The following is a 20,304-nucleotide window of genomic DNA, read 5'->3' as shown; positions in this document are numbered from 1 at the left end:
GGATAAGCGGGGAAAGGCGCAAACATGCTGCATAACGGAGTGTATTTTCATAATGTTTCGGAGCTGGAGCAGAGGCCGGGATTGCCGGGCCTCCTCCTTCAGCGGTTTCCCCGGGAAGTCCGTGAAGCACTGTCGGCCAAAGGCCGGACGAAAGCGGCGGAGTCCGGCGGATGCGAGCTCCGTTTTGTGACGGAAGCGCCCTATGTGCGGGTCACGCTCGGTGCCCGGGAAAAAGACGGCCGCGTCTATGCGTTCCGTGGCGATTTTTTCCACGCCGCTTATGACCTGAAGGCCGGAACGGCAGTCACCCTTCAGCTGGAGGAACCGGAAAGGTTTGCCGAGGTGCGCAGGTCCGCCCTGCAAAGCGGGGCGTTTTCATCCGATGTGTGGCGCATTTACTGCGACCGCTTTACGGCTGTTTTTTATGACGTCGACGCTTTCGGTTACGAGGTCCGGCCGCCGCATAAAGCGGAGATGCCGCAGATGACTCTGCTGGCCTATGGATCTTCCATCACGCAGGGCGCGGGTTCGCTCAGCCATACCAACAGCTACGTGCAGCAGGCTGCCCGGCGGCTGGGAGCGGACGTCGTAAATCTGGGGCTCAGCGGAACGTGCTACTGCGAGAAGGAAACCGCCGACTATCTGGCGCAGAGCGGCGGCTGGGATGCCGCATTTCTGGAGCTGGGGGTCAATATGCGCAGTGTCATGGAGCCGCCGGAATTCCAGCGCCGGATTACGTATTTGCTCGATGAGGTGACGGGGCGCAACCCGCACAAGCCTGTTTTCGTCACGACGATCTATCCGAACCGGGCGACTTTTTTTCAGGATGAGGAACATGTGTTTACGAAGCGGGATCTGCTTTTCAATGACATTCTGAGACGATATGTTTCCGACCGGAATCATTCACATCTTCATCTGCTGGAGGGGAGCGAAATCATGACCGATTTTATTTCCCTGACGACTGATCTAATCCATCCTTCCGATTACGGGCATATCCGCATGGGGGAACATTTGGCACAACTTCTTCAACCGGCTTTAACCGAGCTGCGCACATCTATCCGATAAACAGGGGGAATTTGAAATGGCTATCGATTTAACGGGAAAAATTGCACTTGTAACGGGTTCCAATGCGGGAATCGGGCGCGCCGTCGCGATCGCTCTCGCCGCTCACGGAGCGAAAGTCGGCATTAACTGCTTGAGCAATACGGCCCAGGGTGAGGAAGTCGTGGAAACGATCCGCGCAGCCGGAGGCGAAGCCGTACTGGTCCAGGCCGATGTGACGGACCTCGCGCAAATCGACCGTCTTGTAAGCGAGGTGGAAGCGGCCCTCGGCGGCACCGTCGATATTCTGGTGAACAACGCCGGACACCTGGTGCAGCGTGTTCCGAACGCCGAAATGACGGAAGATATGTACGGCCGGATCATGGATGTCAACTTCAAGAGCACCGTCTTTATGTGCAAAAGGGTGCTGCCCGGCATGGCCGCCAAAGGCTCCGGCCGCATCGTCAATATGACCTCGGTCGCCGCCCATAACGGGGGCGGGCCGGGCTCCAGCATTTACGCGGCCAGCAAAGGCGCCGTAATGGCTTACGCCAAGGGGCTGGCCAAAGAAGCCGCCGGAAGCGGCATTACCGTCAACAATGTGTCTCCCGGGTTTATCGGGAACACGATGTTCCACGCCACGTTTACGACGGATACCGCCCGTCAGGCCACGATTAACGGCATTCCGCTTCAGCGCGAGGGAACGCCCGAGGATGTGGCCGGAGCGGTGCTATATCTCGCCTCTGATCTGGCATCTTACCTGACAGGGGAGACGATCGAGGTTAACGGCGGGATGATGATGAGATGACAAGAGAACGGGAGCGGGAGCGAGTGAGGATGCACGATGGCAGTGAATCCCGGCAGGGGCTTGGGAACGCATCCGGACAGCAGCGGCCGGGCAATTCCGCGCATCCGCGCACTGAAAATGCCGGGCGGCAGTTTCAGGACGCACCCGGAAAGGCCATGCCGCAGAAGAATCTGAGCGGGAAGGCCTGTACGAAGGCTGCATCTTCGGAACCGCTGTCCCTGTCACAGGCCAGCCTCCGGGACAAAGCGGCCCGTTTTCCCTGGGCGAGAGAGACGGCTGAAGCCATCCGGAAGGAGCTTTTCCGGCTGAATGCCGCAGGGAGTCTGGCGATTCCGCATGACCCTGGCGGCTGGTGGCACCAGTATGTGTGCCCGGTGCATCATACGGAGCTGTTGTTCGATCCGGCCGAAGCGGAGGCTTCGTCGTTCCACTGCCCGTACGGGTGCATGCTGGAAGGCGAAGAGTACCGGGGCGCCTGGCTGGTGTTCAAGCACCAGTCGCTGGCGCGGACCGCCTTGGAAGCGGCTGCCGTGCATGCGTCCCTGCGCGACGAATCCTGCGCGCAGCTCGGCAGGGAACTGCTTCTCGCGTATGCGGCGCAGTTCCCGCTCTATCCCGTGCACGCCGGCGCGCAGGGATGGATGCTGAAGGGCAGAGCCTTCCATCAGGCGCTGACCGAAGCCATCTGGTCGACGACGCTGCTCGGCGCTTACCTTCTGCTGCGCGACGAAGGCGTATCGTTCAGCGAGGAGGAGACACAAACGCTCGGCATCTTCATGAGAATGCTGGAGGAGAGTATGACGGAATACCGTCATATTCTGATCCACGAGCGGCAAAATGCCGAGAATAACTATACCGCCTGGCTGAACGCTTCCCTTTCCTGCGTCTATGCGGCCCAGGGCCGGAAGGACGCGCTGGAGGCTCTGATCGAAGGCGAAGGGGGCTTCAGGCACCATCTGTCCATCGGGGTAAACGCGGATGGACTGGAGTTTGAAGGCAGCACGTATTACCATGTGTTCGTGCTGCGCGCCTATCTCATCTCCGCCCGGATGGCGGAGAGGTTCGGCATCGACCTGTACGCCTGCGAAGGCAGGACCGGCCAGTCGATGCGCGGGATGTTCGAGGCCATGGCGGATCTGGCCGACGACCGGGGCGTGCTCCCGGCCCTGCACGACGGCCCGATGGAGCGGGGCCCCTACGCCCGGGAGATCGCCGAGATCGCGGAGCAGGGGCTGTCCCGCTACGGGATCGGCGGCCTGCGGCCGATCCTCCGCGAGGCGTACCGCCAGCTTGGCGGGACCCTCGCTTCGCCCTGCGGCCGCTGCGGGCTGGAGGCGCTGCTGTACGGCGAGGACGTACAGCAGGATGCGGCCGGAGGCGGAACGGATTCCCGGCGAGGCCCGAGGCTTTGGGCGGACACCGGCTTCGCCGTCGGCCGGAGGGCCGGAAGTCCGCTTTCGTTCCTCGCCGATTTCGGCGGGCACGGCGGGGCCCACGGCCATTTCGACAAGCTTCATCTCACCGTGATGCATCCGGCCGGGACACTGACGCCCGACTTCGGGGTGGTGCCTTACGGTTCCGCCCTGCGTCAGGCGTGGTACTCTGAATCGCGAAGCCACAACACCGTTACGCTGGATGGCCTCTCACAGGCGCCACATACGGGGCGGTGCAGGCGCTTCGAGGAAACGGAGGAGGCTCTGTACGCGTCGTTTCAATCGACCGGGGCGTATCCCGGCTGCACCTTGGACCGGCATCTCCTGCTGACGGACGGCTGGCTGCTGGACTGGTTCCGGGTAAATACGGGCGACAGCGGGCCGCGCTCCATAGAGTGGTGGATGCATCCGGTTGCAGAGCCACTGCCTGTTTCGGAGGAAGCCGGAGAACTGCCGAGCATCGGGTATCCGGCCGCGGCCGGAGCGTTCGAAGGCAACGGGGAAGGAAATCCCGTTCTTCTTGCGGAGAGCCTTATGAATTATTTGCTCACGAGGGCATCCGGCGGGAGATTTCAGTTAGCCGGGAAGCAGGGCCTTGCGGCTCCGGCTTCCGTACAGATGCGGTACCAGCTGGCCGGCGGCGAATCCGTTTATCACACGGCGCTTGTCAGGCCGGGTGATGAGCTGCTTACCGTACAGACTCCGGGAGATTCCGTCGACCCCAGCAGTCTTCTGACCGCTATTGTGCATAGGCATACGGGAGCGGCAGCCGATTTTATCCATGTCTACCGGGCCGGTCATGCGGCAGAGCTTAGATGGCTTTCGGACGGAGTTGTCGAAGTGTCGGCACGGGGAACCGTTTCCGGGGAAACTTGCGCTAGCAGAGTCCGCTTGTCCGACAAGGGGGGGCTGGAGCTGATTGAACCCGGCAGGAAGTGATTGGCCGTAATTTGTAAGCCCGTGATTTTTATAGACAAGGGGCATCCTTACCAGGTATGGTGAGGGTGCCCCTTGTCATGTTCGGCAGGCAGCTGTGAGCCGTGACCCGCAGCGCTCTATCTGGCGCCAAGCAGTCCGGAACGCGTGCCCGGGGTTCGCGCGTGCGCTTATCCGGCAGGCAGACCTTCCACTAGAAAGTATCTGCCCGTATTCTTTATGCGCAGCGGATTTAGGGCGGGCTGCCAGGCACCACACGAACTTTTCATCCCGGGGTAAGGCGCCGCACGAAGATACTCAACAATTTTCGGGGAGCATCTGTACCGGTACAGATGCTCCTTTTCGGCGTTGTAGGAGTCTCCGATTCCTTCTAGAATGGAAGTACGCGGCAGGAACTCGTTTCCAGACAGGCGTAATACAGGTATCCGGGGTGACTCCTTATGTATACATTGACGCGGGAAGAAATACGCGCTTATTTAAAAAGAATCGGAATCGCAGAAATCGGGGCGCCTACGCTCCCTTATTTGTCCGAGCTGCACAAAGCCCACGTAAAACATCTTTCCTGGCAGACGCTGGACATTTTCGGCGGAAAACCGGCCCCTATCGGATTTAAAGAGTCGGTGGCGCTCGTTCTGACTCAGCGAAGCGGCTACTGCTTCCATTTGAACGGCGCTTTCGGCATTCTTCTGCATTCTCTCGGCTATAGGGTGAATTTGCATCGTGCCGGCGTTCAGCCGATGGGGGCGGAGCCGAGGATCAATTCTTTTCATCTTGGACTGACCGTTGATTTCTTCGATGAAGAAGCGGGGGACGGGACATGGATCACGGATGTAGGGCTAGGGGATATGCCTTTCGAGCCGCTGCCCCTGATACACGGCAGCTATGTTCAGGAGCCTTACACCTACAAGGTGACGGAGTCGGGAGTCGCGGCGGACGGCTGGCGGCTGGAGCATGATCCGCTCGCTTCTTTTCCGGGTGTCGATTATGCGCCCGACGTGCTGACGGATCTTGAAGAGTTCAAGCCGAACCACGAGTTTTATATCCGTTCCGAGGAATCTCCCTGGTTTAATAAGTTTCTGATCCGACAAAGGAATGCGGAGGACGGCAATGAACTCAGAGGCTGTATCTGGAGTAAACGGGACGCAAGCGGGCTGAAGAAAACCGAGCTTCGTTCAAAATCGCAATGGCTCGACGTTCTGGCCGATGTGTTCGATGAACAGCTTGTCAACTACAGCAAGCCGGAACGGGACGATCTTTGGAAAAGAGTCGAGGCGGCCCATTCGGAGTGGCAAAAAATACAGGAGCGGCAGGAAACGGCGGAAACCCTGCCGACGACCTGATTTCGGTACAAATCGGTTCTAGCAAAATGCTGCTTACCCGGCATGACAGTCCGATATACAATGAGAGAAGAAGATAGCCGGATACAGCCGGCTTTAGCGGAAGGGAAGGGTTCGTCATGAGCGGCAGTTTGCTTACGGTTTTAACGTTTTGTTCCGCCCTCGGTTCGGGATTGAACGCGGGTTTGTTCTTCGCCTTCTCGGCGTTCGTTATGACCGCACTCGCCCGGATTCCGGCGGAGCAGGGTATCGCGGCGATGCAGTCAATTAACGCCACGATCCTGAATCCCCTGTTCTTCATCGTGTTTATGGGAACGGCTTTGCTCAGCGGCGTGCTGGCGGTCGTTTCGTTGTTGAACGGGGGACAGCCGGACAGTCCCTGGTTACTGGCAGGCAGCCTGGTTTATGTTGCCGGCTTTGCGGTAACGATGGTTTTCAATGTTCCGCTGAATAACGCGCTTGAAGCCGTAAACCCGGGAAGTCCGGCAGGTGCCGACTTATGGTCGCGTTATGTCGTCAAATGGACCGCCTGGAATCATGTGCGTACGGCCGCGTGCCTGGCGGCCCTGGCTTTGTTCATTCAAGCCCTCCGGTTGAGGGGATGAACAGGCTCGGACAGGCGGAAGCCGCATTCGAACCGTTGCGATAACGGCCGGATACGGCTGTTGGCGTTCTATGCCCGGTCCGGTTCCCTACGGGGAATCCTATTTTTTAACCCGGTTCAGTCCGCTTCCGCATGGGACAAAATGTTGACGAGCTTGCCGAACGGATCGCGGACAAAAAAGCGCCGGACGCCCCAGGGCTCGTCCACAGGTCCGTACTCCGCAGGAAAACCGGCCTCCTTCATACGCGCAAGCGCTTCTTCCAGATCGTCCACTTCAATGGATAAAGCGGGTGTAGGGGTGCCGGAGCCTCCCTGCGAAGCGATGCTGAGCTGGACGTTCATCGTCTCGCGGTTCCCGTAGGTTGCGATCCAGCCGTGATTCATGAGCAAATCGAGACCGAGCGCCTCTTGATAAAAGCGTGTGGCCGCCGCAAGATCCGGCGATTCCAGATTCGCGATGATTCGTTTAACCTTCATTATAAGTCGACCTCCTTTTCTAACCGTTACCGGCTGCTGGTAAACTACTTCGACAAGCGAGACCCTTTTCTCCTTGTCCATGTGAAATTCGGGGGACGCCCGCTCCCTCTGTGGAAGGAACGCCGAAATCATACGTGCAGCACTTGATGAAAGAGAATACGGCGGTGCCGATCGCCCTGCTGGATCAAGGCGGGCGGCTGTATGTATGCGGAGACGGAAGCCGGATGGCGCCGGACGCGGAAGAGGAAAACCGGCAGGCTTACGCGAATATTCATCAGGTAAGCCCGGACGAAGCCCGGAAGCGGCTGGACGGTTTGCAGACGGAGGGACGCTACGCCAAAGACGACTGGGCGGGTATTTACAGCTTGAAGGCGCAGCCTGCATTTGCCGTCACATAGGTAGCTGAAATAGCGACGGTTATTTTTATGGAAGGGAGGCGGACTTTTATGAAAATCGAGCATGCCGCTCTCTGGACGAGCGATCTGGAAAAAATGAAATCCTTTTATGAAATTTATTTCGGCGCAGAGGCGGGCGACAAGTATACGAACGTCAAAAAACAGTTTCACTCGTACTTTTTGCGGTTTGAAGGCGGCGCCAGACTGGAACTGATGACCAAACCGGCATGCAGCGGGAGAGAAGAGGGGCGGGTTTACCTGGGCTATGCCCATATCGCATTCTCAACCGGAAGCGAAGACAAGGTCGTGGAACTGACGGAACGGTTAAGACGTGACGGATATACGGTCGAGAGCGAGCCCCGAGTAACCGGCGACGGCTATTTTGAAAGTGTTGTTCTGGACCCGGAAGGAAATAGCATAGAAATCACGGTGTAAAGCCAGCGAACCCCTGCGAGTTAAAAAAGTACACGATGTGTGCGAGTGCGGGGTGAAAATTTTACGGCCCGCCCGAATAAAAGAAAAGAATAAGTCCGGACCGGAGGCGATCCGCTGCGGTTTATAGACACAACACGTTATGTGCTGTGTCTTTTTGTTTCCGTTCAATCATTCGTCTAATGAAACAAAGTTTCCGGTGCCAAGCACGCCGTTTTCCTGGGCGGAGAGCTTTTGTCCGTGGAACGAGTTTTTTTTGCCGCGCAGTTGTCGTTCCAATTTATTTAGAACCTTAAAGTGCATGGCTATACATTTTACAAGCAAGTGCCTGATATACCAAGTGAAAAAGACCTCAACCTTCTCATTTGCATGAATGTTATAGAATAAGGTTGTGCGGCTGGAAACAGGAAATAAAGCACCTAATAAGGAAGAAAAATCAAATACGAACGGAGGACTTACTTGTGAGCAGCGAGATCGTGATCCGGGGAGCCCGGGAAAACAATCTGAGGAACGTGACGCTTCGCATTCCCAAATACAAACTGGTTGTGCTGACAGGACCTTCGGGTTCCGGCAAATCGACACTGGCCATGGATACACTCCAGCGCGAGTGTCAGAGGCAGTATATGGAGTCGATGGGCATGACCTCGGACGCTATTGCCAAGCCGAAGGTAGACGCGATTGTCGGGTTGTCCCCGTCCATCAGTGTCGGGCAGCATGTCACGAACCGAAATCCGAGATCGACGGTCGGTACGATCACGGATATTCACACGTACTTGCGGGTCATTTACGAGAAGCTGGGCGAGCGGCCCTGTCCGCACTGCGGCATCCGCTTCGTTCCGGGGCCTGACAGCGAAGCGCCCGGACCGGGAGACGGAGAAGACGAGACGGATTTGCAATCGGCCGTACAGTGCCCGCACTGCGGCGCAGGAATGGAGCGTCTGACGCGCAGGTATTTCTCTTACAACACGCCGGAAGGAGCTTGTGAAGAATGCGGCGGGCTCGGTCATACGGTCAACCTGAACGTGGATGCCGTTTTCAATGAGAAGAAGAGTTTGCGGGACGGCTGTGTAACGGTCTGGTACGACATGATTACGAAATACAACCTTTCGATTCTCAAAACGGCGGGGGAACATTACGGCTTCCCCTTCGATGCGGACCTGCCTCTTGAAGAATACGGGACCGTCCAGCGCGACCTGCTTTACTACGGGGTCGAGAGCGAGGCGTTCTCCGCACATTTTCCCGGTGTAAAGCCGCCCAAGTCGGTCAGCGGCGGGAAGTTCGAAGGCGTTGTAACCGGCATCTGGAGACGTTACAAGGAGAAAGGGGGCGAATCGGGCGAATCGGCGCTGTTCCTCGAAGAGACGTGCGGAACCTGTAACGGCGCCCGGCTGAAGGAGAGCATCCGGCGGGTGACGGTCGGCGGCGCTTCCATCTCCGATATTTCCGGTTGGGCGCTGCAGGACGCGCTCGGCTGGCTGGAGCGGCTGATGGGAGAGCTGCAGCCCGAGGCCAGGGAGATGGTCGGGTCGCTTCTGCACGACCTGACCGTCCGGACGGAGCGGATCGTGGCCGTCGGCCTGGGCTACCTGTCCCTGAGCCGTCAAACGGTATCGCTCTCCGGAGGGGAGGCGCAGCGTCTCCGGCTCGCCTCCATCCTCGGCTCGGGGCTGACCGGCGTGCTGTACATCCTCGACGAACCGACAGCCGGGCTGCATCCGCGGGATACCGCAGGGCTAATCGGCGTGTTGAAACAGCTCAGGGACCTCGGCAATACGGTTCTCGTCATCGAGCACGACGTCGAAATGATGCAGGCCGCCGACCATGTAATCGACATGGGCCCCGGTGCGGGAAGCTTCGGGGGCCGTGTTGTCGGCGAAGGCACGCTCGCCGAGCTTATGAATAACCCCGATTCCGTTACGGGCGCGTTCCTTCACGGGTCTTCCGGCCAGGCCGCAACCCGGCAAAGACGGCCGGGAAACGGCCGGTCTCTGAACGTGTACGATGCTTTCGAACGGAATCTGAAGCATATCGACGTGTCGTTCCCTCTCGGCTGCCTGACCGCCGTCACCGGCGTCTCGGGATCGGGCAAATCGACCCTGCTTTTCGATCTGGTGGCCGCGGGCGGGCGCGACGAGCAGCAGCGCCACGGCTGCCGGAGCATCACCGGTTTCGGGGACATCGGCGGAATCGTAACGGTCGACCAGTCGCCGATCGGGCGGATGAGCAGGTCCAACGTAGCGACTTACACCGACGTGTTCACGGCCATGCGGAGTCTGTACGCCGGCTTGCCCGAAGCGAAGCGGGCGGGTCTGACCGCGAAGCATTTCTCGTTCAACACGCCGGGCGGGCGCTGCGAGCACTGTCAGGGACTCGGTGTCGTGCCGATGGACATGTTCTTCCTGCCCGGCTTGGAAGTCCGCTGTCCGGTTTGCCGGGGGAAGCGGTTCAAGGAAGAAGTGCTGCGGGTCACCTGCGGCGGGTATTCCATCTCGGACCTGCTGAACATGACGGTCCAGGAAAGCCTGCCCCTGCTGCGGGGCAAAATCAAGATGGACGGACAAATTGCGCTTTTGACCGAGGTCGGATTGGGCTACCTGCACTGGGGCCAGTCGGTCCGGACCCTGTCCGGGGGAGAAGGGCAGCGCATCCGGCTTGCCAAGGAGCTGGGCGGCAAAACGAAGCGGCATACGCTGTATCTGCTCGATGAGCCCTCGACGGGCCTGCATCCGCGCGATACCCGGCAGCTGCTCGTGCTGCTGAACAAGCTGGTCGACGCGGGAAACACGGTCATCGTCGTGGAGCACAACCTCGACATGATCCGCGAGTGCGACTGGGTCGTCGATATCGGGCCCGAGGCGGGAGACAAGGGCGGGGAAGTGGTGGCCGCGGGCACCCCGGAGACAGTCGCGGCAGCCGCAGCTTCCCATACCGGACGCTTCTTGAAGAAGGCTCTGGCCGCCGCCTATTAAAAGAAGCCCCTGAACGCGGCCGGATTCCGGCCCCGCCAGGGGCTTTTCCGATCCCGCGGAATTCTGCGTGCCTTGCAGGAGCCAAGACGAGTGGCTGGCCGCCAGCGGGTCCCTGCCGTGACGCGACTCCGCATTGCGCCGGGAGACGTGCGCCGTATGTCTGCCGCCTGAATCGCGCGCGATGAGTTTGTAAGGTGCAGCAAGCCGACGGGCCGAAAAAACGTCTATAATCAAATCCCCCCTAACGGCCCGGTCTATTTTTCCATTATAATGGATAGGACTGTGAGCCTTCACGGCTCTTACTACATGGATAAGGGGAATCCTAATGCCGGATACCGGAATTGTTCTGCCTGTAAATCGTTTAACCCACGACCAATTGGCGCAAGTGAAAGAGCTGGAAAAGCGCTGTAACGAATATGATTCCATTACATTAAAACTGAATTGGGATATGCTCGAAAACCGGAAAGCGGAAGAGTGCAGCGACTGGCTTTACGTCGAGAACGGAAAAGCAGTCGGATTTCTGGCGCTGTTTGCCTTTAAAAGCAGCGAAGCGGAAATCAGCGGCATGGTGGACCCGGAGTACCGCCGCCGGGGATTTTTTCGGAAACTGTTCGAAGCGGCCGCCGAGGAATGCCGAAAGCGCGGGATACCCGAACAACTGCTTATTGTGCAGCGGGGGTCGGAGTCGGGGCGCTCTTTCGCCGGATATGCCGGAGCCGCTTATGAATTTTCCGAGTATTGGATGGAGCTGCCCTCGGGTTATGACCGGGACGTGCTGAACTCCGTCATTTCTGCCGGTCAAATCAAACTGCGTCCCGCGGAGCAAGCGGATATGGACTTAGCCGTCCGGCTGGACGTTGCCGGGTTCGGCGTCACGGAATCGGATGCCAGAGGATACAACGAACAGAAATTAGCCGCGGCCGGAGAAAGCTTCTGGATTGCCGAGCTGGATGGGACTCCCATCGGGAAAATCAACATTCAGCTCTACGACGGCGGGTATATTTCCGGATTTTGCGTGCTCCCGGAATACCGCGGACAAGGTCACGGCCGAGTGATCCTGGGCAAAGCGATCTCGATAGCGGAGTCGAAACAGCTTCCGGGCAAGCTGGCTCTGGAGGTGGCGGCCAGCAATGACCGCGCACTGGGTTTATACAAATCGGTGGGCTTCGTCGAGCGCAGCGTAAACGATTATTACCGCGTCACCGTGAGATAACCGTCATGTAAAAAGGACATCGGGGCGGCTGCCCTGATGTCCTTTTTTCTTGGTGACGCTTGCTGTTCTGAGGCACGGTAATGTAGACGCGCCGCCCTTATGGATCGCCTAATCCGGCAAAGGAAGACTGCCGCCCGGATTCCAAAGCGCGCGATTCCCAAGCGGCGCGTAGCGCCCCTGCGCGGCGGTCGGTCGAGCCGAAGCCGAAGCCGGAACCGGAACGGATGACGCAGTCGGGGCGAACGTCTGCAGGCGGTATACGCCTGCACGGAGTCCGGCCGTTATTGACGCAGCGCTTTCATGACGTCGTCGACGATTTTCTCGGCCGCGATGACACCGTTATACAGCCAGCTGCTGGTTGAAGCAATCTCATAAACGTGACCGGTTTTTACCGCCGGGATATTTTTCCAGAGTTCTTCTTCCAGGTTTCCGGCCTGGCCTTTATCGTAATTGACTAGAAAAAGATAATCGGCGTCGAGCTCGGCCAGCTTCTCCAGCGACACGGGAACCCAATTGGCCTTGGAGTCCGGCAAAGAATTCAGCAGGGTCGGTTTGTTCAAGCCCAAATCCCCATACAACACCGCTCCGCTGGAAACATTTCCGTTGACGACGTAGAAGTTTTTCTTGGTGAGCCACAGAACCGCGACTTTTTTGTCTCCGAGCGCTTTTTGCAAGCTGTCTTTCGACTCTTTGGCTTTCCGGTCGTAGGCGTCCAGCGCTTTTTTCGCTTCCTCCTGTTTGTTTAACAATTCGGCCATTTTCGTTAATGTTTTTTTATAATCGTCGGCGTCCTCCTTCGAGAGGACGAAGGTAGGCGCTATTTTGGCGTACTGCTCGTAAAGGTTATCTTGAGCGGCGGCTTCCGGGCGGAGGATGATCAGGTCCGGGTTAAAGCTGAGAACGGTCTCCGGCGGCAGATTCGAGGGGATGGCGGGAATTCCCTCCAGCTGCGGGCGCAAATATTCCTGCACGTTTCCGCCTTTTACGGACCATTGAGCCACAGGCTTGATGCCGAGAGAAAGCAGGGGGTCTTCCAGGTATGAGGCGATAATTCTCTTGGGCTCGGCAGGTATGTTCACTTGGTGGCCCATCCCGTCCGTAACCGTTTGCTGCCGGGGCGGCTGTGCGCTCTCCTTATTGCCGCAGCCTGCCGTCAAGGCGAGCAGAAGGAGAATAAATAAAGCGAGCGAACCCGTCTTTTTTCGAATAAACATAGTAGAAGTCCTCCATATATGTAGGTTGAAAGGATAACCTTTTCCAAGCAACATTATATTGATAATGATTATCATTGTCAACAAAAAAATACAGATCTGCGCTCGGTAAAGCAAACACATCGGCAGGACACAGACCTTGGCAGAACATGGAGAAGAGCTGTTGAGGGACATCAGCAGACGTAAAGCTCTGTGCCGATTGGCATAACCATCACGGGAACAGCAAATTTAACCGTGAATGTAAGCCTCATTACTTCGTTCAAGAAGCCGTTTGTTCCACCGTTTTTTTATTGTGGAGTCCGTAAATGTAAGATATAATCAATTCCGATGGAATTTATTAGAATAAATTACAAATTGAATTCGGGAAAGAGAATGGGAGGATGGGGACAAGGATGACCATGCAATCGGAAGAGCAGGAAATCATACCGGTTCTGACATCGGGTAATAATCTGGCCGATTATGAAGAGGCCTATGCCAATTTCGACTGGGCGGACGTGGAAAAGGAATTCACATGGTCCCGCACGGGGAAAGTAAACATCGCCTACGAGGCGCTCGACCGTCATGTGGAGGAAGGCCGGGGGGAGAAAACGGCACTTATTTACACGGACGCGGCAAGGAAAGAAACGTATACGTTTGCTCAAATGAAAGCACTCTCAAACAAATTCGGTCATGCTCTGCGGTCTCTCGGCATCGGCAAAGGAGATCGTATTTTCGTGTTTATGCCGCGTTCACCGGAGCTGTATACGGCTTATATCGGGGCGGTAAAAATCGGGGCGATCGTCGGCCCTCTGTTCGAAGCTTTTATGGAAGCGGCTGTGAAGGACCGGCTTCTGGATTCTGAAGCCGTGGCCATTGTCACAACGCCTGCGCTTAAAGACCGCATTCCCGTTTCCGAGCTGCCCGCGCTCAAGCATGTCATCGTGGTCGGTGAGAATAGCGAGCCGGGCGACAGGGAAATTTCTTACGAGGATCTGATGGCAAAAGCGTCCGATCAGCTCGAAATCGAATGGGTCGGACTGGAAGACGGTTTGCAGCTCCATTACACATCCGGGTCCACCGGCAAACCGAAAGGGGTTCTGCACGTCCATAACGCGATGATCCAGCATCTTCATACGGCCAAAACGGTCCTGGATCTCCAGCCGGACGATATTTACTGGTGCTGCGCCGATCCCGGTTGGGTAACGGGAACGGTATACGGAATGTGGGCGCCATGGCTCAACGGGACGACTTCGCTTGTACGGGGCGGCCGTTTCTCGTCGAATGACAGCTACCAGACGATCGAAACCTACAAAGTCACGGTCTGGTACTGGGCTCCGACCGCTTTCCGGCTGCTGATGGCGGCCGGCGACGATCTCCTCAAGCAGTTCGATCTGTCCTCTCTGCGTCACATCCTGTCTGTCGGAGAGCCCCTTAACCCGGAAGTGGTACGCTGGGGAATGAAAGTATTCGGCAAACGGATTCACGATACGTGGTGGATGACGGAAACCGGCGCGCAGGTGATCTGCAACTATCCGGCGATGCCGATTAAGCCGGGCTCCATGGGCAAGCCGATCCCCGGTGTTTATGCGGCCATCGTCGACGATCAGGGCAACGAGCTCCCGCCGAACCGGATGGGCAATCTTGCGGTACGCGCTCCGTGGCCTTCCATGATGCGCCTCATCTGGAACAATCCCGCGAAATACGACGAGTATTACCGGCTGAAGCCGTGGTATATTTCCGGCGACTCCGCTTACAAGGACGAAGAAGGATACTTCTGGTTCCAGGGACGCGTCGACGATGTGATCAACACGTCCGGCGAGCGTGTCGGACCTTTTGAAGTCGAAAGCAGGCTGGTGGAACATCCGGCCGTAGCGGAAGCGGGCGTAATCGGCAAACCGGACCCGGTACGCGGCGAAATTATTAAAGCGTTTGTCGCTTTGAGAGACGGCTACGAACCTTCCGAGGAATTGATCAAAGAAATTCAGCAGTTCGTCAAAAAAGGCTTGGCGGCGCATGCGGCTCCCCGCGAAATCGAGTTCCGCGACAAGCTGCCGAAGACGCGCTCCGGCAAAATTATGCGCCGCGTTCTGAAGGCCTGGGAACTGGGGCTGCCGACCGGCGACCTGTCTACGCTGGAAGATTAGTTCCTCATCTTCGTTTGCTTGCCGTCTCCGGAGCTTGCGAAAGACCGACTAAGCCCCGGTGCTGTTAGTTAAGCAGAACAGCCTATTAGGCAGGTCTCTGCACGCTGCCGCTTTAAAGCAGCACCCGAATAACCGGCCTCTCCGGAGGCCGGTTATTTTTTTCGATGAAGCGGTAAGCTAGGAAGCATTTCTTAGACCTTTAGGACATATGTCCTTTTCTGCACTCCTCCGGCTGGGATTTAATAAGAAAGAAGTTCTAAGCGAAGGAGACGGCCGCAATGAAAGGGATTTTATTTGCATTTTTAGGCGGGGCCTGCATTACGCTGCAGGGAGTCGCCAACGCACGCATCAGCCACGATATCGGCACGTGGCAGGCCGCCACGATAACCCAGCTGACGGGCTTCCTGATTGCACTGGTTATTCTGCTTTTTGTGCGGGACGGAAACCGGCAAAGTTTCAAAGGGATCAAGCCGCTGTATCTGTTCGGAGGCGCTCTGGGGGCGGTTATTATTTTCAGCGAAGTCACGGCGATCCAGAAGATCGGGGTTACGTTTACGATTGCCGCGCTGCTGATTGCCCAGCTCAGCCTTACTTTTCTCGTCGATATCAACGGATGGTTCGGCGTCGCCAAACAGAAAATGAAACTGCCGCAGTTTATCGGCATCGGGTTAATGATCGGGGGTGTCGTGATCCTGAAACTGTGATAGGATAACGATTCCGGGACAGGATAAGGAAAAGGCTGGAGGTGGACCGGCAGTGAAAGAAATTCAGGATCGGGAGCAGTTGGCCCGTTATTTGCGGGAACACCGGTTGGAAACGGTTTTTAACGAAGCCTTGAACCCTCATTTGTCTCTGTTCAGCTTCGAGCAGGGAGAGATGATCTGTTCCAGGGGCGAGCCGGCTTGCTATTTATATGTGCTGGTAAAAGGAAAAATTAAAATTTACACGTCTTCCGCGGAGGGCAAGACGCTGATTCTCTGCTTCAAGACACCGATAGAAGTGATCGGCGATATTGAATATGTAAGAGGCAGCGATATCGTGAACACGGTAGAGGCCGTATCAACGGTCCATATGATCGGGATCCATCACCGCTGGCTCAAAAAATACGGGAACGATCATGCTCCGCTGCTGCGTTTTTTATTGGAAATCATTACGCAGAAGTTTTACATCGACTCGAATTTTTCCAGTTTTAATTTGATGTATCCGGTAGAAGTTCGGCTGGCTAGCTATCTGCTGTCGGTTTTCTGCGAAGAGTCGGATAATCTGGTCCAGGGGCAGCTGAGCACGACTCACCTCATGGATGCGGCCAATTTGATCGGAACCAGCTACAGGCATCTGAACAGGGTGATCCAAAAGTTCTGCAGCGAAGGACTGCTTCAGCGTACGAGAGGGTTTATCACGATTAAAGACCGGGAAGGGCTAAGCGCGCTGGCCGGTCACAATATTTATGAGTGATCGGTTTAACGGTTCTCACCGTTTATGCGATGCGGAAAAGTGTATTTTAGAGAGAGGGGGAAGCAAAACCATGATACTGGGATTATTCCTGGCGGTTCTGGCCGGTTCGCTGGTCAGCCTGCAGACGGTTTTCAACAGCAAAGTAAACGAGCGGACGGGATCTTGGGCAACGACCACCCTGGTACTCGGAATGGGGTTCCTGGCTTCGTTGACCATCAGTCTGCTTGTGGAAGGAAAGCAAACTTTCGCCCTGCAAAATATGCAGCTGTGGTATTGGGTGAGCGGCATGATCGGCGTCGGCGTCGTCATCTGCCTCGTACAGGGAATGAAGATTCTGGGCCCGACCTATGCCATTTCAATCGTGCTGACGGCGCAGCTCAGTTTTGCCCTGCTTTGGGACTCGATGGGATGGCTGGGGCTGGAGAAGGTGCCGTTTACGCTGAACAAGCTGATCGGGGTGCTGGTCATCGTCGCCGGCATCGTGCTGTTCAAATTCGGCGGCAGGCAAGGAGCCGAGCCGTCCGCGGGCAGGGCGCCGCAGGGATTGCCGGACTGACGGGTATGCAGGAAGTCAAAAAAATGAAAAACGCAGTCTCTCCCCGGAGAGACTGCGTTTTTCTGTTGTTTACGCGGCTGTGAGCTGCCGCCTGACATTTAATTGACGGGGATGAAGAAAGAAACGGCGGTCCCGAGACCGGGAGAACTTTCGAGCGTCAATCCCGTGCCGTACATATGCCGCAGCCGGCGGTCGGTGTTTGCCAGCCCGATTCCCCGGCGCTCTTCTCCGGTGTGGGCGCCGCTCCGGAGCTTCTCCAGGACTGCCGGGTCCATCCCCATACCGTTATCCGTAATGCGGATTTCCGTCCCGTTTCCGCGATTTTTCACTTCGATCCGGATAACGCCTCCCGACTTTTTCTCAAGCACGCCGTGGGTGAGCGCATTTTCAACCAGCGGCTGGATGGATAGAGGCGGGAGTCTCAGCCCGGGAATGTCATCGACTTCCCAGTGAATGTCCAGCCTGTGTCCGTGACGGACGGTTTCTATAGCGAGATAGGAACGGACAAGCTGGAGCTCTCTCTGAAGAGGAATAAGCTGCTCCGAGTTTTGAAAGTCGAAGCTGTTCTGCAAGTAAGCCGCAAATTCCTCCAGAAGCGATCTCATTTTTGCCGGATCGATCTCGCTGAGGATGGAGATGGAGTTAATCGTGTTGAAGAAAAAATGCGGCTTGATTTGAGCCTGCAGCCATGCGGCTTCCATGCGCAGCCGCTCTTCTACCGACAGCTTGAGGCCGATCAGGGAGTGGACCCGCGCCTTCAGGTCGTAAGCGCCCAGCGGCTTCGTGACATAATCGTTCGCACCCGCCAGAAAGCCCGCCGTAATATCTTCCGGACTGCTGCGTGCCGTAAGCAGGAGAACGGGCAGTTCGGCCAGCGTATACCTGCCGCGGATGATCCGGGTCAGTTCGTAGCCGGACATAAGCGGCATCATGACGTCGCTGATGACAAGATCCCAGCTGTTTCCGCCCAGCAGGGACACAGCTTCTCTGCCGCTTGCCGCCGTTTCGACGCGGTAGCCTTCGGGTGCGAGCAGGTTGCGAAGCACCGTCAGGTTGACCGGATCATCGTCGACGACGAGGATATTCGGCAGCTTCTCCGGCAGCCGTCCCGTTTCTTCTTGCCGGGCGGTTTGCGCGACCCGTACGGTCGGGCTGGCTGCGGAGAGTTCTTCTTCGGCGGACGCCAAGGGAGCCGAGGACGGGGCGTCGTTTCCGGAGGGAGCGTTCATGTCCGGCTCGGCCGGATCAGCCGGATAGTCAGCGGTCCGCAACGGCTCCGCGAGAGGCAGGGTAAAAGCAAATATACTGCCCTGCCCAGGTACGGAGGAAGCTGCGAGTACACCGCCGTGCAGTTCCACCAGGCTTTTGCAGATGCCCAGACCAAGACCCAACCCTCCGGCAGGTGCGGTAATCCCGGAATCGGCCTGCTCGTAGGGCTGAAATAATTGGATCAGCAGCTGCCCGTCCATTCCGATTCCCGTATCTGCAATCCGGATTTCGGCGTGACCTTCCCGGACCCGCGCTTCGATGACTATCGTCCCTTCGTTCGTAAATTTAATCGCGTTGTGGACGAGGTTAAACAGGATCTGGGTCAGCCTGTTCTCGTCCGCAATCACGGGCGGTAATGTTTCGGGAATATCCAGCTTAAGCTCCAGGGGCTTGCCGACAGTCATATAACGCAGCATATCCGCCACGCCAGCCGCGACGGACTGGATGTTAAGCTCTTTCGGCTGCAGGCGGACGCGGTTTTCTTTTAATAACGTGATGTCCAGCAGATCATTGAGCAGCAGAGACATCCGCTGTCCGACCGTCAGGAGCAGTTCCATGTTTTTTCTGCTGTCCTCCGTAAGCTTGTCCTGTTCCGTGTGGAGAACCGCCTGTGCCATATTCAAAATGCCGTGAAGCGGATTCCTCAGTTCGTGGGACGTGTTGGCGAGGAAGTCATCCTTCCGTTTGTCTTCCCTTTGCAATCTTTCGGCAAGCTCCGCCGTCCTGGCGGACGTACGGAAATAACGTTTAAACCAGTAGGCGGCAAGCGCAAACAAAGCGGCAAGCAGGTCAAGCGGATAAAAATCCGGTTCCGGACCGGTTATCGGCTCTATGGCGCCCCAGAACACGTTGGAGACGACCGCCGTAATTCCGAGCAGCAGAAAAATGCCGTCTTCCTTTTCCCTTTTTACTGTTCTCAGCATAAGAACAAGAAAGACGAGGTCCGTCAACAAGCCGGATAACGTTAAAAAGAAAGAGGAGCGGGAGACCATATAAGCGGGCGCGAACAGAATGAACAGAGTGTATAAGACATAGACGGACTGAAGCAGTTTAAAAATTCGTCTGCCGGTCTGTTTGAGAAACCACAATTTCGCGAGCTGAATCAGGCAAAGAGCGATTCCCGTGTAGGCAATCAATATCGTTCTCGCGGTAGTATCGTAATCCATATTCAGCCAGACGGCCAGAGGCTTGCCGTCGTCCGAAAGCACGGCGACTGCCGCAAAGAGGCCCAGCGAAGCAAATGTGAGCACGGATCTGCGCTGCGCGCCGATCAAATAAAGCAGCACCGCATAGGCGGAGTGAATCAGCAGCACGAGGGCAATAGCAAGCTGCGAGCCGATACCGATCCAGACGGTGCGCGTCAGGGCGGCCTTTTCACCGAAACGGACCGAACCCGTAATGCCTCCGGCTTTCATGTAGGACGGACTGGCTGCATGAAGGATCAGATCCGCTTGGCCGCTGTCCGCCGTAAACGTGACGGAGGCGGGACGGTACCCCGGGCTGAAGTCTTCGCCGGTCTCCGCCGGTCGGCCGGTTTGATGGAGCGGCTGACCGTTTACGAACACCCCGGAAGCCGAACGGATGTCGGGAAAGCGGATGCTGAATGTCAGCTTCGTATCGCGGGGAAGAGACACACGCAGCCGGTAACTGCCGAAGCGGTAGCTGTCTTTCGCTTCCTTGGCAAAGGCCCCCTCCCAGGAACCGGGAACGGGCAAATACTGCATCCTCGCCGGTGCCGCCGAGCCGCTGTCGGAAGGAATCAGCTGATGGGGATAAAATTCCCATTCGCCGTCCAATGTTACCAGCGGATTTTCGGTAAAATCCCAGTCTTGCAAATTCAGCGTTCCTTTAACGGCCGGAGGATGAGCGGGAATGGAGGTCATTTGAGACCAAATCAGACGCAGCCCGCCGAGCGACAGGAAAAATAGAAGCACCCATATAAACACTCTCCATTTTTTGTACGTTTTCATCTTGTTGCATTTCGACAAAACGGAAAGAAATCCTTTCTCATTTCAAAACGCGTTTTCCTACTATGTAATTCTTTT

General features: G+C 56.9%; 15 protein-coding genes and 1 pseudogene. 13 read left to right on the top strand and 3 right to left on the bottom strand.

Going from position 1 to position 20,304, the window contains the following annotated elements; all coding sequences use genetic code 11:
- Nucleotides 1–24: 24 nt before the first annotated feature.
- The 5 genes from AC58P5_RS03540 (at nucleotide 25) to AC58P5_RS03520 (ending at nucleotide 6,160) form a co-directional block, all read left to right on the top strand.
- The gene (locus AC58P5_RS03540) at nucleotides 25–1,065 is read left to right on the top strand and encodes an SGNH/GDSL hydrolase family protein (RefSeq protein WP_497384602.1); all 1,041 of its coding nucleotides are present in this window, start codon (nucleotides 25–27) and stop codon (nucleotides 1,063–1,065) included.
- A gap of 16 nt (nucleotides 1,066–1,081) precedes the next feature.
- Nucleotides 1,082–1,849 (top strand): SDR family NAD(P)-dependent oxidoreductase, encoded by a 768-nt coding sequence (locus tag AC58P5_RS03535; RefSeq protein WP_497384601.1) that lies wholly within the window; start codon nucleotides 1,082–1,084, stop codon nucleotides 1,847–1,849.
- A complete protein-coding gene (locus tag AC58P5_RS03530; RefSeq protein ID WP_497384600.1) occupies nucleotides 1,846–4,221 on the top strand; it encodes a heparinase II/III domain-containing protein in 2,376 nt (791 codons plus the stop codon). The genes AC58P5_RS03535 and AC58P5_RS03530 overlap by 4 nt, the downstream gene beginning before the upstream one ends.
- Nucleotides 4,222–4,658: 437 nt before the next feature.
- Nucleotides 4,659–5,558: an arylamine N-acetyltransferase family protein gene (locus tag AC58P5_RS03525; RefSeq protein WP_497384599.1), complete on the top strand. Its 900-nt coding sequence runs from the start codon at nucleotides 4,659–4,661 to the stop codon at nucleotides 5,556–5,558.
- A 116-nt stretch (nucleotides 5,559–5,674) separates the two neighbouring features.
- A complete protein-coding gene (locus AC58P5_RS03520) occupies nucleotides 5,675–6,160 on the top strand; it encodes an anthrone oxygenase family protein (protein ID WP_497384598.1) in 486 nt (161 codons plus the stop codon).
- 116 nt (nucleotides 6,161–6,276) lie between these two features.
- On the opposite strand, the gene AC58P5_RS03515 is transcribed toward AC58P5_RS03520, so the two are convergent.
- A complete protein-coding gene (locus AC58P5_RS03515; RefSeq protein WP_497384597.1) occupies nucleotides 6,277–6,636 on the bottom strand; it encodes a VOC family protein in 360 nt (119 codons plus the stop codon).
- Between the two features lie 110 nt (nucleotides 6,637–6,746).
- On the opposite strand from AC58P5_RS03515, the pseudogene AC58P5_RS03510 reads away from it, so the two are divergent.
- The 4 genes and pseudogenes from AC58P5_RS03510 to AC58P5_RS03495 all read left to right on the top strand — a co-directional run.
- A pseudogene (locus tag AC58P5_RS03510) lies at nucleotides 6,747–7,034 on the top strand (NADPH--cytochrome reductase); the annotation flags it as partial.
- A 48-nt stretch (nucleotides 7,035–7,082) separates the two neighbouring features.
- Nucleotides 7,083–7,466 carry a VOC family protein gene (locus tag AC58P5_RS03505; protein WP_497384596.1) on the top strand — a complete coding sequence of 128 codons (384 nt, stop codon included), beginning with the start codon at nucleotides 7,083–7,085 and terminating at the stop codon, nucleotides 7,464–7,466.
- Between the two features lie 458 nt (nucleotides 7,467–7,924).
- Nucleotides 7,925–10,432, top strand: a complete 2,508-nt coding sequence (gene uvrA, locus AC58P5_RS03500; RefSeq protein WP_497384594.1) for an excinuclease ABC subunit UvrA — start codon at nucleotides 7,925–7,927, stop codon at nucleotides 10,430–10,432.
- Nucleotides 10,433–10,757: 325 nt separating this feature from the next.
- On the top strand, nucleotides 10,758–11,645 hold the full coding sequence (locus AC58P5_RS03495; protein ID WP_497384593.1) for a GNAT family N-acetyltransferase: 888 nt from the start codon (nucleotides 10,758–10,760) through the stop codon (nucleotides 11,643–11,645).
- A 281-nt stretch (nucleotides 11,646–11,926) separates the two neighbouring features.
- Here the strand turns inward: AC58P5_RS03495 and AC58P5_RS03490 are convergent, their stop codons facing one another.
- Nucleotides 11,927–12,859 (bottom strand): ABC transporter substrate-binding protein, encoded by a 933-nt coding sequence (locus AC58P5_RS03490; RefSeq protein ID WP_497384592.1) that lies wholly within the window; start codon nucleotides 12,857–12,859, stop codon nucleotides 11,927–11,929.
- Between the two features lie 389 nt (nucleotides 12,860–13,248).
- Here AC58P5_RS03490 and acsA point away from each other — a divergent pair, with 389 nt between their 5' ends.
- From acsA to AC58P5_RS03470, 4 genes are all read left to right on the top strand, one after another.
- Nucleotides 13,249–14,979: an acetate--CoA ligase gene (gene acsA, locus AC58P5_RS03485; protein ID WP_497384590.1), complete on the top strand. Its 1,731-nt coding sequence runs from the start codon at nucleotides 13,249–13,251 to the stop codon at nucleotides 14,977–14,979.
- A 278-nt stretch (nucleotides 14,980–15,257) separates the two neighbouring features.
- Nucleotides 15,258–15,683, top strand: a complete 426-nt coding sequence (locus AC58P5_RS03480; protein WP_497384589.1) for a DMT family transporter — start codon at nucleotides 15,258–15,260, stop codon at nucleotides 15,681–15,683.
- Between the two features lie 52 nt (nucleotides 15,684–15,735).
- Nucleotides 15,736–16,434 (top strand): Crp/Fnr family transcriptional regulator, encoded by a 699-nt coding sequence (locus AC58P5_RS03475; protein ID WP_497384588.1) that lies wholly within the window; start codon nucleotides 15,736–15,738, stop codon nucleotides 16,432–16,434.
- Nucleotides 16,435–16,504: 70 nt separating this feature from the next.
- Nucleotides 16,505–16,990 (top strand): DMT family transporter, encoded by a 486-nt coding sequence (locus AC58P5_RS03470; RefSeq protein ID WP_497384586.1) that lies wholly within the window; start codon nucleotides 16,505–16,507, stop codon nucleotides 16,988–16,990.
- 98 nt (nucleotides 16,991–17,088) lie between these two features.
- On the opposite strand, the gene AC58P5_RS03465 is transcribed toward AC58P5_RS03470, so the two are convergent.
- Nucleotides 17,089–20,229 carry an ATP-binding protein gene (locus AC58P5_RS03465; RefSeq protein WP_497384585.1) on the bottom strand — a complete coding sequence of 1,047 codons (3,141 nt, stop codon included), beginning with the start codon at nucleotides 20,227–20,229 and terminating at the stop codon, nucleotides 17,089–17,091.
- Nucleotides 20,230–20,304: the final 75 nt, after the last annotated feature.

The organism is Paenibacillus sp. JT31N7, from assembly GCF_059692095.1.
Note: the sequence above shows the minus strand (reverse complement) of the source record. Positions and strands in the feature narration are given on the sequence as shown.